Source organism: Paracoccus sp. DMF-8 (assembly GCF_029309835.1).
Lineage (GTDB): Bacteria > Pseudomonadota > Alphaproteobacteria > Rhodobacterales > Rhodobacteraceae > Paracoccus.
Genome location: NZ_JARJHL010000017.1, coordinates 399023 through 412937, shown reverse-complemented (window position 1 = coordinate 412937; position 13915 = coordinate 399023). Strand labels below are relative to the sequence as shown.

General features: G+C 64.4%; 17 protein-coding genes. 7 read left to right on the top strand and 10 right to left on the bottom strand.

From position 1 onward, the window contains the following. Window positions 1-26 precede the first annotated feature (26 nt). Entirely contained in the window at window positions 27-1580 is a 1554-nt protein-coding gene (locus PE067_RS20115) for a DNA cytosine methyltransferase (protein WP_276191525.1), read from the bottom strand. A 67-nt stretch (window positions 1581-1647) separates the two neighbouring features. On the opposite strand from PE067_RS20115, the gene vsr reads away from it, so the two are divergent. After that, a complete protein-coding gene (vsr, locus tag PE067_RS20110; RefSeq protein ID WP_276191524.1) occupies window positions 1648-2151 on the top strand; it encodes a DNA mismatch endonuclease Vsr in 504 nt (167 codons plus the stop codon). A gap of 56 nt (window positions 2152-2207) precedes the next feature. Here vsr and PE067_RS20105 read toward each other — a convergent pair whose 3' ends face one another. From PE067_RS20105 to PE067_RS20090, 4 genes are read right to left on the bottom strand one after another with little or no spacing between them, the layout of a single operon-like run. Next, on the bottom strand, window positions 2208-2885 hold the full coding sequence (locus tag PE067_RS20105; protein ID WP_276191523.1) for a hypothetical protein: 678 nt from the start codon (window positions 2883-2885) through the stop codon (window positions 2208-2210). After that, window positions 2882-3796, bottom strand: coding sequence for a helix-turn-helix domain-containing protein (locus tag PE067_RS20100; RefSeq protein ID WP_276191522.1), 915 nt, complete (start codon window positions 3794-3796; stop codon window positions 2882-2884). The genes PE067_RS20105 and PE067_RS20100 overlap by 4 nt, the downstream gene beginning before the upstream one ends. After that, window positions 3793-4188, bottom strand: a complete 396-nt coding sequence (locus PE067_RS20095) for a VRR-NUC domain-containing protein (protein ID WP_276191521.1) — start codon at window positions 4186-4188, stop codon at window positions 3793-3795. The genes PE067_RS20100 and PE067_RS20095 overlap by 4 nt, the downstream gene beginning before the upstream one ends. After that, window positions 4185-4382, bottom strand: coding sequence for a hypothetical protein (locus tag PE067_RS20090; RefSeq protein ID WP_276191520.1), 198 nt, complete (start codon window positions 4380-4382; stop codon window positions 4185-4187). Before PE067_RS20090 ends, PE067_RS20095 begins: the two co-directional genes overlap by 4 nt. Between PE067_RS20090 and PE067_RS20085 the strand changes: the two genes are divergently transcribed. Next, the gene (locus tag PE067_RS20085; protein ID WP_276191613.1) at window positions 4296-4484 is read left to right on the top strand and encodes a hypothetical protein; all 189 of its coding nucleotides are present in this window, start codon (window positions 4296-4298) and stop codon (window positions 4482-4484) included. The two genes, PE067_RS20090 and PE067_RS20085, sit on opposite strands and share 87 nt — an antisense overlap. Here the strand turns inward: PE067_RS20085 and PE067_RS20080 are convergent. Next, window positions 4421-4660 carry a helix-turn-helix domain-containing protein gene (locus PE067_RS20080; RefSeq protein ID WP_346429745.1) on the bottom strand — a complete coding sequence of 80 codons (240 nt, stop codon included), beginning with the start codon at window positions 4658-4660 and terminating at the stop codon, window positions 4421-4423. The genes PE067_RS20085 and PE067_RS20080 overlap by 64 nt on opposite strands. 631 nt (window positions 4661-5291) lie before the next feature. On the opposite strand from PE067_RS20080, the gene PE067_RS20075 reads away from it, so the two are divergent. After that, entirely contained in the window at window positions 5292-5894 is a 603-nt protein-coding gene (locus tag PE067_RS20075; protein WP_149140677.1) for a hypothetical protein, read from the top strand. Between the two features lie 3 nt (window positions 5895-5897). On the opposite strand, the gene PE067_RS20070 is transcribed toward PE067_RS20075, so the two are convergent. From PE067_RS20070 to PE067_RS20055, 4 genes are all read right to left on the bottom strand, one after another. After that, window positions 5898-7169 (bottom strand): site-specific integrase, encoded by a 1272-nt coding sequence (locus PE067_RS20070; RefSeq protein ID WP_276191518.1) that lies wholly within the window; start codon window positions 7167-7169, stop codon window positions 5898-5900. A gap of 389 nt (window positions 7170-7558) precedes the next feature. After that, a protein-coding gene (locus PE067_RS20065; protein ID WP_276188865.1) for an IS5 family transposase occupies window positions 7559-8315 on the bottom strand; the annotation gives its coding sequence in 2 pieces (ribosomal slippage) (window positions 7559-7985 and window positions 7984-8315; 759 coding nt in all). 82 nt (window positions 8316-8397) lie between these two features. Then, window positions 8398-8688 (bottom strand): WYL domain-containing protein, encoded by a 291-nt coding sequence (locus PE067_RS20060; RefSeq protein WP_276191609.1) that lies wholly within the window; start codon window positions 8686-8688, stop codon window positions 8398-8400. A gap of 159 nt (window positions 8689-8847) precedes the next feature. Continuing rightward, window positions 8848-9747, bottom strand: a complete 900-nt coding sequence (locus tag PE067_RS20055; protein WP_276191517.1) for a LysR family transcriptional regulator — start codon at window positions 9745-9747, stop codon at window positions 8848-8850. Window positions 9748-9870: 123 nt separating this feature from the next. Between PE067_RS20055 and dctP the strand changes: the two genes are divergently transcribed. From dctP to speB, 4 genes are read left to right on the top strand one after another with little or no spacing between them, the layout of a single operon-like run. Continuing rightward, the gene (gene dctP, locus PE067_RS20050) at window positions 9871-10878 is read left to right on the top strand and encodes a TRAP transporter substrate-binding protein DctP (RefSeq protein WP_276191516.1); all 1008 of its coding nucleotides are present in this window, start codon (window positions 9871-9873) and stop codon (window positions 10876-10878) included. 52 nt (window positions 10879-10930) lie between these two features. Further along, window positions 10931-11548, top strand: coding sequence for a TRAP transporter small permease (locus tag PE067_RS20045; protein WP_276191515.1), 618 nt, complete (start codon window positions 10931-10933; stop codon window positions 11546-11548). After that, window positions 11545-12825, top strand: a complete 1281-nt coding sequence (locus tag PE067_RS20040) for a TRAP transporter large permease (protein ID WP_276191514.1) — start codon at window positions 11545-11547, stop codon at window positions 12823-12825. The genes PE067_RS20045 and PE067_RS20040 overlap by 4 nt, the downstream gene beginning before the upstream one ends. A 22-nt stretch (window positions 12826-12847) precedes the next feature. Beyond that, entirely contained in the window at window positions 12848-13819 is a 972-nt protein-coding gene (speB, locus tag PE067_RS20035; RefSeq protein WP_276191513.1) for an agmatinase, read from the top strand. Window positions 13820-13915: the final 96 nt, after the last annotated feature.

Sequence of the window (13915 nt, the reverse complement as noted above, 5' to 3'; positions counted from 1 at the left end):
CGTCGTTACAAGGTGCGCGAAGTGCCTCAGAGGTTGAGGGTGTCCGGTTTTGTCAGGGATGCATGGACTAGCGCTGCAATCTGTCTTGCCAGGAATGGTGGGACCGCATTTCCGACCTGGACATACTGCTGTGTCCGGTTGCCGAGGAAGAGATAGTCGTCCGGGAAGGTCTGCAGCCGCGCCGCCTCGCGCACCGTCAGGCTGCGGCATTGCAGCGGGTCCGGGTGGATGAAATAGTGCCCGTCCTTCGAGATGTGGCTGGTAACCGTCGTCGAAGGCTCGTGTGCAAGCTGGACGCGAAAGCGGTCGTTGAAGACACCGCTGTGCCAGTTACGGTGATCCGGGCTTAGGGCTAGCGGGAAGTCGGCCGCCTTCGGGCTGTAACCACGCACCTTGCCGAAGACTGCGGCAAACAGGTAGCGGCCGAGGTCCGAGGCCATGTGACCCCCGGTTTCGTGCTGGGTCAGCGCGCGCAAGCCGGGACGCTCCAGCCAGCGCATCAGATCGTCATTCGATGTTCCATAGCCTGCGTGAAGCATGGCGGAGGAGCGTCGGGTTTCGGCGCCGAGCTTCAGGAGTTCCACGACATCAAGAAACTCGGGCCGCAGGGCGCCATCCGGCTCGCCCTTGAAGATCTTCGCGAGCAGTTTGGCGAACCCTGCGACCTCCTTTTTCCATGCCTCGGCGGTGTCTGACGCGCGGCTGATGCCGCTGCGCAGAGGCGGCATGTTGCCGATGGTCTCATCGACCGTGCGGGTAGTGCACGACACCGCGATGCTTGCGCCGGATGCTCGGGTTGCCAAATCCGACCTGATGCCGACGATGATGACGCGATGGCGGCGCTGCGGAACACCGAATTGTTCGGCACGCACGATGAAGTCGGATGGCTGTGCCGCCTCTTGCAGGGTGGCCATACCGTCTGCAAGGCGGATCGCCCGAAGCTCGTAGTGATGGCCGTGACCCGTGCCCAGGGAAGCCAGGTCTTCCATCAGCATCTCGAAGACCAGTCGGCTTTCGACGGTCGAGGACAGCATGCCCTTGACGTTTTCCATGACGAAAGCGGCCGGGCGAAGTTCTTTCAGCACCCGGATGTATTCGCGGAAAAGGTAATGCCGGTGGTCTTCCTCTGGGACGTAGTCCGTCTTGCCGCGCGAACGGGCCCGCCCGACCAGCGAATAGGCCTGACAGGGTGGACCGCCGATCAGGATCGTGTCGTCGAAGCTCTGTCGCAGCCGACCGATAGCCTCATCGATGGCTGTTGCGGCTGCATCACTGCCAAGCTCAAGACAGCGAGCTTCTGTGGTCGCCTCTGTCCATGCTGCGGCGTCTACCTCTGACCAGTCCGGTTCGTCCGTCACACCGGCATGGAACTTCACGAAGGCTTCCGGAAGGGCGTCGTGTCGCGAAACATGGTCACGCAGAAAGGCGCGCAGCCGCAGCGTCCGATGTGCCGATGCCTCTTTCTCTACCGAAATTCCGATGTGGAATGGGTGCTGCCCGCCAACATCAAGCGAGGCGAATCCCTCTCCAAGGCCGCCTGGACCTGCAAACAGATCGACAATGCCGAAAGTGGCTGGCAAATCAGAGACCTCTCGAATTCGGATCACTGGCTGTATACCAGGTCCATCGGCCGAGGCCAGGAGGCAAATGACCGACATCGTCGACAGCCAGACCCGTTCCCGGATGATGGCTGGCATCCGCGCAAAGGATACGAAGCCGGAACTGGTGCTCCGGCGGTCCCTGCACGCGCTGGGCTTCCGCTACCGCCTCCATGCGAAAGGCATACCCGGCAATCCGGATCTTGTGCTGCCGAAATACAAGGCCGTCATTTTCGTGCACGGGTGCTTCTGGCACCGACACCCGGGCTGCCGTTACGCAAGCACTCCGGCAACACGCCCGGAGTTCTGGGCATCGAAGTTCATCGCGAATGCAATGCGGGACGGGGCAGTTCGATCGGCTTTGTTGCTGGCCGGTTGGAGGGTTGCGACAATCTGGGAATGCGCCTTGCGAACCGAGGCTGGTGTTGCAGCCGTCCGGGACGTCGTTTCGGGATGGCTTCATGGTGATGGTCGAGAGCTTGAAGTCGGAGAGGCGGATATTGGGGCGCCCAAACACCGGAGAAGCGGCCCGGTAGGGTCTGAATGGGCATGATGTCCGAGCGTGGGTCGGACAGTCCGGAGCTGCGATATGACGGTCCGTCTGACATGTCACCGGCTCCCCTCCCACGGCCGCGGCTTCGGCATCGCCCCTGTCACCTCAACCTCCCGCAACATCCCGCCCGCAATCAGCCCGTCCCGAACCCAGCTCAGCGCCTGCCACCAGTCGCCATAGCCACGCCGGGCGGCCCTGATCTGCTGCGGGTGGGGGGAGAAGGTGACCGGACAGGCCAGGATGTCGATGGTCTTCCATGTGGCACGGGCGCCCGAACCACGAACCCGGATGCGCTCCGTGCCTACGACGATGGCGCCCGCATGCGTGCCATGCTGGTTCTGCTTCACGATGCTGGGCACGCAGCGCGGCACGGCGCCGGGCATCCAGTCGGGCGTCAGCCCGGCGCGGGCCAGTTCGGCGACGCGGATCGCCATGCGCTTGCCGCCGAGGCTGTCGGGGATCCCGGCGACAGTGGCGGCGATGACCTCAGCGTCCTCGTGGGTGTAGCCGCCGATCTTGTGCTGGCCACCATCGATCTTGCAGCCCAGCACGGCGCGCTGGAGCAGGACGTATTCCAGGCCGAAGCCGAAGCCTTCCTCGGTGATGTCCGCGGGCAGCGGCAGTTCCAGCTGCGCCTGTTCGATCCGGAACGCCCATTCCAGCGCCGCCTGCACGCCCAACGCACGTTGAATGGCTCGACTGCCCGCACGGCCGATCGGTCGTTGCAGTGTCATCGAACACCTCGCTCGCGCATGCGTTCGGCCGTCACCAACCCACGTGCCAGCATGGCATCGCGCATCGTGTTGCTGATCGCGCTGACCGGCAGGTATCGGTCGGAGTTGATCAGATCGGCATAGAAGGCGGGCAGGTCTGTGATCGGCTTGGCGGCCGGGGCGGAGGGCGTCTTGGGCTTGCGCCGTTTCCGCCCGGCATCCTCGACCTTGCGCCCTGCCGCCCGTTGCATGGCGCGGTCCAGCGCCTTCGGCCCATCGGGCGGTTCGGGATGCTCCTCGCGGGAGGCCTCGGCTGCGGCGATGATCTCCGCCTCGGTCAGCCCCAGCTCGTCCCGCCAGCGCTGGACGTGCAGCCGAGGCGGCCAGCCTTGCCACCAGCTGGGTAGGGCGACGGGGTCGAGGCCCAGCGCTGCCAGCAGCTTCCCGAAAACCTCATCGGAGATCGCCCCGCGCGCCTGCGCGCCCTCCTCCTCCTTTACTGGTTTACTTAGAGATTCCCTTACAGAGTTAGTGTCCGAAATCCGGACACGGCTTTCGGCATTTTCCGGACACGGGTCGGCCGGAAAATCGGACACGGGCCTCGTGCCATCCCCGTGTCCGATTTCCGGACACGGAGCTACAGCCACAGGTGTGAAGCCCGGCTCGAACCCCGGGATGTAGCGGGTCGGCAGCTGACGCTTGGTCACGGGATCGAGCCTCGGCACGCGCCGCAACAGGCCCACCGCCTCGAGCTGGCCAAGGTGATCGTTCAGTGTGGACCGGCTGATCTCGCAGTCATGCGCCAGCCGGTCCTGCGAAGGAAAGCAGCCGTAATCCGGGTTGAACCGGTCGCACAGATGCCAGAGCACGATCTTGGTCGTCGGCTTCAGCCTGCGCTGCTTGATGGCCCAGTTGGTGGCCTCATGACTCATGGCGCGGGCCTCCGCGGGGCAGGGGCGATGCGCGTGGTGAACCCGTGATCGGCCAGCGCGCCCAGCGCATCGTCGAGACTGCGCACCAGCGCCCAGCCGAACCCTTGCGCCAGAACGGCATCACGGAATGCCTCCTGTTCCGGCCGCAGGCGCCCTTTCGGCGCCTTCAGTTCGAGGAACAGGACACGGCCGTCGCAGATCACCATCAGATCGGCGAACCCGGCATGGACGCCCATGCCGACGAGGATCGCTTGGCGCTTGGACCCGCGGGGCCCGGCCTCGGTCACCTCGTTGGCGCAGTGATGGATGATGGCCGTGCGGGGCAGGGCGATGCGCAGCGCCTGCACGACGGCGCGCTGAAGATCGGCCTCGGGCGTGCCACGGCGCATCATCGCGCGGCCCTCCCCTGATCTTCGCGTTGGGCGCGCCGCACCGGTCGCCGCGCGTCAACGACCACAAGCAGGCGTTGCGCCTCCGTTCGCTCAGCCGACGTCTCGCCATGCTGGACGAGCACATTGCAGGCGAGCCGGATGAGAAGATCGCTGTGATGCGCGACATCGGCGATGACGGCGCGGGCCTCGGCCACGCGGTCGGCGGGCTAGGCGGAATTGCGGGGGTGGATCGTCATGACCGCCCCCGCGTCTTGCGCACCGGGTGGGCCTGTTCCTGCGCCCTGATCCACTCCTGAATGGATGCGCGGCGATAGAAGGTCTTACGACCTATGCGTGTGCAGGGCGGACCCTGACGGCGGGCCTCCCACCGCGACAAAGTGTCTGTGGTCAAATCCAGTGCGCGGGCCAGCTGCTCGCGGCTGATCCAGTCGGCTAGGAGGTCAGGGACCTCCTCCACCGGGTCGTTTTGCATGTCCTTCATGGGCTGCTCCGTTCGCCTCGCGCCCCTCTGCCGGGGGCGGTTTCAGCGAAGCAGAGCGCGAGGACCGGAAGACAGGCGGAAGGTGGAACTGGCCGCTACCTCCCAACTCCACCCCTTGTTTTATTGGACTCTCAGCGGATAGCGCGCGACGCGACAGGCGTTGCCGCAGCCCTCGCAGCGCATTCCAAGCGCCGGTTCTTGGCGACAATCTGCACTTCGTCGCCATCGCTTCGTCAGCTTGGGGCTGATTGGGCGGCGCTGAGGCGGTTTCGCCGGTTTCGCAGCGACCGGAATTGCCGGAATGGACCGTTCCGGTCGGGTTCCAGGGGTTCTGGACGATATCCACAAGTTCTTTTTTTGTTCCGTCGCGCCAGCGTAGGATTCTGGTTGATCGCTCGCCTTCCGGATGCGTAGATTCGTGGTTGAGCAGAACATAAGAATCGACAAGGCAACCGAAGCCAGGTCCCGCCCCACTTGGGGTGGAGTGCCCAATTACAGGCAGTTTTCCTCGACGACGTGGGCTGCAGCCAGTCCACCCGCGTGCTTCGCACGGCGGGTTTTTGTAACCCGCACTCCGATGGCCCTGGCCGAAGGATGCCGTATGTCTGAGAGGAGTTCGTTCATGCCTTTGCCGCCCGTCGCCTTCTATTCCATCTACGAAATTGCCGTGCGCTGGGGCTGTCCCCCGGCCGACGTCGCAGGCTGGGCCGCGGCGGGACACCTTCAGGTTTTGGCAGGCATTCCGCCAGTGAGTTGCGGCGATGAGACCGTCGCCGGTCTGGTCGAGGTTCCGATTGCCGAACTGATGCCGATGTTCAGACGGATCGGCCCGAGCGACGAACAGGCGAGGCTGCGGCGCGTGATGCCGCCCGGATCCAAGACCTGGCTCAAAGTGACGGACCCTCCCGACGGCGTGCTGATCCGGTCGTCCGACCTTCTCTTGTCGGCGGGATCCCTGCAGCAGTTCGAGGAGGAACGCGATCTGCTGCGGCGCCCGGCCTCCACCGTCGGTGCCAGCCCGCGGTACGATTGGGATTCCATGTACGCGTGGCTGACCGTATTCCTGTTCGAAAGAGGCGTGCCCGACACCCAGACCGCGCTGATTGCACTGGTTCAAGACTGGTTCGTCCAGAATTCGAAGTCGGGCGAGGTGCCGGATGAAAGCACCATCCGCAAGCGGCTGACCTCGCTCTGGCGCAAGCTGCGCGGCGAAGAAACCGTGTGAGAGTCAGGCCGATTTCGGCAGCTCAGCCCCGTCCTGCGCCGCGTCATGCACAAGGCGCGGCCGTGGGCGCAGGAGGCTGGCCACCGTGTCGACGCCCGCCCGCAGGGGGGAATCCATCAGGTGCGCATAGCGCTGGGTGGTCTGCATCTGGCTGTGGCCCAAGAGCTTGCCGATCATTTCCAGCGACGCGCCGCCGCTGACCAGAAGCGAGGCGAAGGTGTGTCGCAAATCGTGGATGCGGACGTCGGTCAGCCCGGCGTCCTTCTGCACCTTGGCCCAGAAGCGCCGGATTTCCCGTACGGGCTGGCCGACCGTGTCGCCGGGGAACAGCCACGGATTGCCGCTCGGCACCGCCTGCTGGCGCAGCCGCACGATGGCCGCCACATCCTGCGAGATCGGCACGCGGTGGATCTTGCGCTGCTTGGTGGTCGAGGCTGGTTTCGACCAGATGGCATAGTCGAGGTTGAACTGCTCGAACCGTGCCGTGCGCACCTCGCCCACTCGGGCACCGGTCAACATGCAGATGCGGATGATCGCCGCGGCACGCTGATCCTCGGCTGCATCAAGCACGACCGCCAGCCGGGTGAGTTCCTCGGGCGACAGGAACCGCTCGCGGGCATGCTCAATGCGCCGATGGAATCCCTGCGCGGGGTTGTCCGTCCGCCATTCCCATTCCACCGCCAGCGTGAACATCTTGCGCAGCACCTCGCCCATCCGGTTGGCGCGGATCGGGGTGGGCTTGTGACCCTGCAACTTGCGGGCCCTGTTGTTGGGCTTTGCCTTGCAGGGGCGGGGGCGCCCCTCGGCCACGAAATCGAGGAACTTCGCGACGTCGGACTTGGTGATCTCCGTCACCAGCCGGTTGCCCCAGGCCGGTTCGACCATCTTCTTCAGCATCGAAATCTGGTCGCCCGCGTTGGTCTTGGCAAGTTTCGGCAGATGCTCTGCGATGTACCGGTCGATCATGTCTGTGACACGCGGGGCCCCGCGCCATTCATCCCGCGCCGACAGAGGGTCCTGCCCTTCGTCGATGGCGCGGCGCAGTTCCTTGGCGCGTTCCCGCGCGGCAGTGACGCTCCACTCTGGCCACCGCCCGATGGTCATCCGCCGCTGCCGCCCGGCATGCCGGTAGTCGATGGTGAAGGTCCGCGCACCAGAGGCCTGAACCCGCGCGGCAAAGCCAATCACTTCCGTGTCGAAGATCTGATAGCTGACGCCGGGCTTTGGCTCCGCCTCGCGCAGGGTTTTCTCATTCAGTTTCAGTCGTTTGACCATCCATCCCGCCTCCTTGCCCGACGACACAGGCGTAAACCCGCGCCACTATCAAGTCGGACCACAAGGCGGGGACCGGAATACAGGCGGAAGGTGGAACTGGGGTGGGGAGGGGCGTTCCGGTCAGGAAAAACAAAGAGCTGGGCGAACTGGCCGACCACGCAGGGGAGGCGAACCGGCGGGCCAATACCGACGCCTGCGCCGACGATTTAATCGCCGCCCGATCATCGGCATGCATCGCTCGTGATCCCGAGACCGGCCCTGCCATGCTGGATGCTAAACACCTGAGAGACCCGACCTCTGCGCTCTGCCATAGGTTGCAGTCGGAGATGCTGAAGGCTTGATGCCGCGTCCATCGGCCAGTACCGTCTAGGGTCTGGACTCATTGAGTTTCAAAGCCAGTAGATGACGAGGGCAGCAAGTGCGATTGCTGACAAGAATACCTTGGGGCAACGGTCGTACCGGGTCGCCACACGCCTCCAATCCTTGAGCCTGCCGAACATGATCTCGATCCGGTTGCGCCGTTTGTACCGGCGCTTGTCGTACTTGACGGTTTTCTTCCGCTGCTTCCGGCCTGGGATGCAGGCGCGTATCCCTTTGTCTTTCAACGCTTCTCTGAACCAGTCGGCGTCATAGCCGCGATCCCCGAGCAGCCAATCGACATCCGGCAGGCTGCTCAGCAATGCCCGCGCGCCGATGTAATCGCTGACCTGTCCGGCAGTGACGAACAGGTTGAGGGGGCGCCCCTGGCTGTCGCAGATGGCGTGCAACTTGGTGTTCATGCCGCCCTTGGTGCGACCAATCAGGCGCCCACGCCCCCTTTTTCACGCCCATGCTGGTCGCGGTGCGGTGGGCCTTCAGGTAAGTGGCGTCGATCATCACGGTCTTCTCTTCGCCGTGCCCGGCCGCCAGACCCGCCATCATTTGGGCAAAGATGCCCTTGTCGCTCCACCGCTTCCAACGGTTGTATAGTGTCTTGTGCGGGCCATAGGCTGCCGGGGCATCGCGCCACCGTAAGCCATTGCGATTGATGAAGATAATCCCGCTTAACACGCGTCGATCATCGACGCGAGGCTTGCCGTGGGACTTGGGGAAGAAAGGCTCAAGACGCGCCATCTGCGCGTCCGTCAACCAAAAAAGATCAGACATGGTCACCGCTCGCTTTTCGAACCGTGAATCACGCCGCCAGTCGGAAATCAATGGGTCCTGAGCCTAATAAGGGTAAATACGGCTACGGGTTCCTCACCTCCACCTTATCCCCCCACCGATACAGATACCAGTCCATCTCCCGCCGTCCACCAGCCCGGAAACGCACCATCAGCGACCCGTCTTTCAGTCTCTCCACCTTCTGCCGGGGATGGAATTGATATGTCGCGGCCTCATCCGCCACTTCCGGCAGAAACCGCCATTCGACGTCGAAAGGTACCTCGCGCCAGATGCCGAAGCTGTCCGCCAGCCAATCCTGCAAATCGAAATCCTCGGGGCGGGTATGAATATCCGGCTCCGGTCTGATTCCTTGAATTCCGTCACGGCAAAAAGCCGCAGGTCATCCTGATATTCACTCTACACCAGCAGATATTGCCGCCCCTCGCCGAACAGCAGCGCAATTGGACCCAGTATTTGCCGCTGGCAGTGATCTTCCCCAGCACGGCGCCCACCGGACAGGGCGGATCACCAGCAATCAGGCGCGCGCGAGTTCCTCTGCCAGATCGGTGGCGAAGAGCCTTGCGATCTCCAGCGGTTCCGGCTGGATGCGCAGGGCGATATGGAATTGGGACAGCCATTCCAGCCCCAACCCCGTAATCTGACGCATTTCACCGCGCCGGACCCAGCTATTGGCGAAATGCAGCGGCAGAAAACCCAGGAAGCGGCCGCTTCGGATCAGGATCGCCTGCGCCTCCATGTTCGACACCGAGGCCGCGACATTCGGATCGTGCAGGGCCGCGAGTTCGGCGCGCTGAAGATAGGGGCGCGCGGTGATCGGACAAAGGGAAAGCTCCTCCAGCGTCACGGCGCCTTCGGCGCGGGCATAAAGCGGATGCAGGCGACCGCAGTAAAGCGCGTGTTCCTCGGTATAGACCGGGGTGTATTCGACATTCGGCTGACGGTTCGGAAAGGGGCCGATGGCGACATGGACCTCGCCGGTCTGCAAAGCCTTGCTCAGCGCCTGCGTCGTGCCGATTTCCGGGGTCAGCCGCACCTCGTGTTCGCGCCCGAAAAAGCGGCGGATGGCGCGATGGATGGGCAGGTCGGGATTGTCGGCCTCGCTGTCCACGATGCCGATGCGCAGATGGCCGGTCCGGACCTTGCGCAGCGTGCCCAGATTGGCCTCGCATTGCTCGATCCCGCCCAGCATCCGCTTGGCCTCGCGATAGACGGCCTCGCCCTTGTCGGTCAGGGCAAAGCCGCCCCGGCCGCGCTGGCAGAGCGTGAAGCCGAGGCTGAGTTCAAGATCCTTCAGATGGGTCGAGATCGCCGAAAGGCTGGCCCCCAGCACGGCCTGCGCGCCGCTGGGGCCGCCATGTTCGACCATGGCGCAGAAGGTGCGCAGGTTGCGCAGGGTATAGTCGCTGATCCGCATGGCTTGCTTCGCTGAACCGAAAGTAAAGATCGCATAATTTCAGTTTAACGAAAATTTCAGCGCCTCATAGTTCTCTTCAGCCGTGGCGATCGAGATCGCGGCATCAAAACAGGGAAGTCGAACATGACCAGATTTGCCGCGAAACTGGCGCTTGCCACGGCCCTTGCCGCCCTGATGGGTGGCGCCGCGCTGGCCGAGGAATGGAAATTCGCGATCGAGGAAATCCCCGGCTCGATCATGGACAGCTATGCGCAGGACTTCAAAAAGCGCATCGAAACCGCCACCGGGGGCGAGGTTACCGTCACGATCTATCCGCTGGGCTCGCTGGGGACGCCGACCGAGGTGGCCGAGCAGACCGCGGACGGGGTGATCCAGCTTTCGAACCTTTCGATCGGGAACCTGGGGACCATCGTGCCCGAAAGCCGTGTGTTTCTTTCGACCTATCTGCTGCCCTCTGACGTGGCCGAGGTGAACCGTTTTCTGGCCGAAAGCCCGACGGTCCACGGCGCGCTGGCCGAGACATTCGTGGCCAAGGGCCTGAAGCTGGGCGCGCTTTACAGCGAGGGCGAGCAGGTCTGGACCACGCGCAAGGAAATCCGCACGCCCGAGGACATGGCGAATTTCAAGATGCGGGTCATGGTTTCGCCCATGCTGCTGAGGGCTTACGAGGATCTGGGCGCCAGCCCGACCCCGATCCCCTTCGGCGAGGTCTATGGCGCATTGCAACTGGGCCAGGTCGATGGCCAGGTGAACCCGGTCCCCGCCATCCAGGAAATGAAATTCTACGAGGTCACCGATTACATGATCTGGGCCGGCGAACAGCAGTTGCTGACGGCGGTGATGGCCAGTGATGACTGGTTCCAGACCCTGCCGCCCGAACGCCAGCAGCTTCTGGATCAGACCTTCGCCGAGATGAACGGCTTCATTACCCCGGTGGTCGAGAAATTCAACGCCGAGCGGCTGGACCAGATCAAGGCGGCCAAGCCGGGGATCACGATGATCGAACTGTCCGAGGACGAGCGCGCAGCCTTCCGCGAACGCGCCAAGGCCACCGACGAGGCCGTGGCCGGGATCGTCGGCGCCAAGGGTGCCGAACTGCTGCAGTCGCTGAAATCCGAACTGGGCGAGTAATCGCCTTTCCCGGCGCCCCGCGCCGGGCAAACCCACCTCACCGGAGAAGCCGATGAACGCGCATCCCCGCAATCCGGGCGCAGGCGTCCTGCGCAGGCTGGACGATGGAATCGCTGGGATCGAGGCCACCATCACCGGCCTCGCGATCCTTGTCATGGCGCTGAACACCATCGCCAACGTGCTGGGCCGCTATGTCTTTTCGCAAAGCATCTATTTCTCGGAAGAGCTGAACGAGATCCTGATGGTGACCGTGACCTTCGTGGGGCTGGGATATGTCAAGCGCAAGGGCCGGCATATCCGCATGTCGGCGCTTTACGACATGCTGCCCGAACGGCCCCGGCGCTGGCTGATGGCCGCGATCTCGCTGACCACGGCCCTGGCCATGCTGCTGCTGGCCTGGCATGCCTGGGAATATGTCGCCAAGGTCGCGGCGCGCGGGCGCCTGACGCCCGCGATGCAGATCCCGCTGTGGTGGACCTATGTCGCGGTGGTCGTCGGGCTGGCGCTGACCGGGCTGCAATACCTGCTGGCCGTCTGGGCCAACCTGACCCGCCGCGAAGGCGTCTGGATCTCGTTTTCCGAAACCGACGATTACGAGGACCCCGAGCTTGCCGCCCTGCTGGAGGCCCAGCACTCCGCATCCCATGCCGACGGAAGGCCCGCGCCATGACCTTGATGATGATGAGCGTGATGTGCCTGCTGCTGATCGCGGGCTATCCGATGATGATGCCGCTGCTGGCGGCGACGGTGCTGGCCTTCGTGATCTATTTCCCGAATTTGGGGATGGGGCAGATCGTCCAGCAGATGATCGGCGGCGTAAAGCCCTCGGCGCTGGTCGCGGTGCCGATGTTCATTCTGGCGGCCGACATCATCACGCGCGGCCATTCGGCGGACCGGCTGGTCGATCTGGTGATGCGCTTCATGGGGCACCTGCGCGGCGGGCTTGCGATTTCGGTCACCTCGGCCTGCGCGCTGTTCGGCGCGGTCTGCGGCTCGACCCAGGCGACGGTGGTGGCGGTCGGCGGCGCGATGCGGCCCCGGATGCTGCGCGCGGGCTATCGCGACGATTTCACCATCGGGCTGATCGTGAACGCGGCGGACCTTGCCTATCTGATCCCGCCCTCGATCGGGATGATCGTCTATGGCGTGCTGTCGGGCACCTCGATTTCCGAACTGTTCATCGCCGGGATCGGGCCGGGCCTGCTGGTCGTCCTGCTGTTCTCGATCTGGTGCTGGATCGTCGCCCGCCGGCAGGGCATCCCGGTCGAGCCGCGCGCGAACTGGGGCGAACGCTTTACCGCGATGCGCCGCGCGCTGTGGCCACTGGGCTTTCCGGTGCTGGTGGTCGGCGGCATCTATGGCGGGATCTTCAGCCCGACCGAGGCGGCCTCGGTCTGCGTGCTTTACGCGGCGATCCTTGAACTGGTCGTCTTCCGTTCCATCGGGCTGCGCGATTTGTGGGACGTGGCGCTGTCGACGGGGGTGATGACCTCGGTGGTGTTCATCCTGATCGCCACAGGCAGCGCGTTTTCATGGACCATCTCTTACGCGCAGGTGCCGCAGACCCTGCTGGCGGCGGTCGGGCTGGAAGGCGCGGGGGCGGTCAAGACCCTGCTGGTCATCAACATCGCATTCTTCATCGGCTGCATGTTCGTCGATCTGCTGGTGGTCATGCTGATCCTCGTCCCCATTCTTGCGCCTCTGGCGGCTGCTGCGGGGCTGGACCCGGTGCTGGTCGGCGTGCTGGTCACGCTTCAGGTCGCCATCGGCGCCGCGACCCCGCCCTTTGGCTGCAACCTGTTCACCGCCGTCGCCGTCTTTCGCCGACCCTTCATCGAGGTCGTGCGCGGCGTGCCGCCGTTTCTTGCCATCCTGCTGGTGGTCGCCGTGCTGCTTTGCGTCTTTCCCTCGATCGCACTGGGATTGCGCGACCTTGCTTTTCGCTGATCCTTACCAAGGAACCTGAACCATGTCCGACACTTCTTCCTCGCACGGCTATGAGACCGGCCGGCTGAACCTGCCCTTTGTCGGGATCTCGACCTTCGGCAAGCGGCCCTATGTCGCGGACTGGTCGCGGATCGAGGCCGATGTCGCCGTGCTGGGCGCGCCCTTCGACTTCGGCACCCAGTTCCGCGCCGGTGCCCGCTTCGGGCCGCGCGCGGTGCGCGAGGCCTCGACCCTGTTCAGCTTCGGCCATGCCGGGGCCTATGATCACGAGGACGACTGCACCTATCTGGGCGGCGACGTGCGCATCGTCGATATCGGCGATGCCGACATCGTCCACACCGACACCGCGAAAAGCCACGCCAATATCCGCGCGGGCGTGCAGGCGATCCTGGATGCCGGGGCCTTTCCGGTGGTGATCGGGGGCGACCATTCGGTCAACATCCCCTGCATCGAGGCGTTCGAGGGCCGGGGCGACATCCACGTCCTGCAGATCGATGCGCATCTGGATTTCGTGGACGAACGCCACGGCGTCCGCACCGGCCATGGCAGCCCGCTGCGCCGGGCGGCGGAAAAGCCCTATGTGACCGGGCTGACGCAGGTCGGCATCCGCAATGTCAGTTCGACGGCAAAGGACGGCTATGACGCGGCGCGCGCCATGGGTTCGGACATCCTGTCGGTGCGGCAGATGCGGGCACTGGGTCCGCAGGGGGTGATCGATCGCATCCCCGAGGGCGCCCGGGTCTATGTGACGCTGGACATCGACGGCTTCTGCCCCTCGATCGCGCCGGGGACGGGGACGCCCTCGCATGGCGGGTTCCTCTATTACGAGGTGCTGGAGATGTTGCAGGCGCTGGCACGCCGGCACGAGGTGGTGGGCATCGACCTGGTCGAGGTGGCGCCGGATTACGACCAGACCGGCTCGACCGCGATCCTGGCGGCGCAGGTGCTGCTGAACTTCCTCGGCTTTGTCTTTCATGCGCGGGGGCAGAAATAGGCGGGGCAAGCCCGTGGCAGGTCGCTGTGTAGCGGGCTGAAAACAACCCTGAACGCCTTGATATTGCGCGGTGATCCGTCTGCCATAGTGGCGGCG

Coding starts and splice junctions, on each gene's coding strand:
- PE067_RS20075 (WP_149140677.1), top strand. CDS start 5,292: ATGCCTTTGCCGCCCGTCGCCTTCTATTCCATCTACGAAATTGCCGTG.
- PE067_RS20055 (WP_276191517.1), bottom strand. CDS start 9,747: ATGCGGATCAGCGACTATACCCTGCGCAACCTGCGCACCTTCTGCGCC.
- PE067_RS20105 (WP_276191523.1), bottom strand. CDS start 2,885: ATGACACTGCAACGACCGATCGGCCGTGCGGGCAGTCGAGCCATTCAA.
- PE067_RS20095 (WP_276191521.1), bottom strand. CDS start 4,188: ATGATGCGCCGTGGCACGCCCGAGGCCGATCTTCAGCGCGCCGTCGTG.
- PE067_RS20070 (WP_276191518.1), bottom strand. CDS start 7,169: ATGGTCAAACGACTGAAACTGAATGAGAAAACCCTGCGCGAGGCGGAG.
- vsr (WP_276191524.1), top strand. CDS start 1,648: ATGACCGACATCGTCGACAGCCAGACCCGTTCCCGGATGATGGCTGGC.
- PE067_RS20085 (WP_276191613.1), top strand. CDS start 4,296: ATGCTGGACGAGCACATTGCAGGCGAGCCGGATGAGAAGATCGCTGTG.
- dctP (WP_276191516.1), top strand. CDS start 9,871: ATGACCAGATTTGCCGCGAAACTGGCGCTTGCCACGGCCCTTGCCGCC.
- PE067_RS20045 (WP_276191515.1), top strand. CDS start 10,931: ATGAACGCGCATCCCCGCAATCCGGGCGCAGGCGTCCTGCGCAGGCTG.
- PE067_RS20040 (WP_276191514.1), top strand. CDS start 11,545: ATGACCTTGATGATGATGAGCGTGATGTGCCTGCTGCTGATCGCGGGC.
- PE067_RS20100 (WP_276191522.1), bottom strand. CDS start 3,796: ATGAGTCATGAGGCCACCAACTGGGCCATCAAGCAGCGCAGGCTGAAG.
- speB (WP_276191513.1), top strand. CDS start 12,848: ATGTCCGACACTTCTTCCTCGCACGGCTATGAGACCGGCCGGCTGAAC.
- PE067_RS20080 (WP_346429745.1), bottom strand. CDS start 4,660: ATGCAAAACGACCCGGTGGAGGAGGTCCCTGACCTCCTAGCCGACTGG.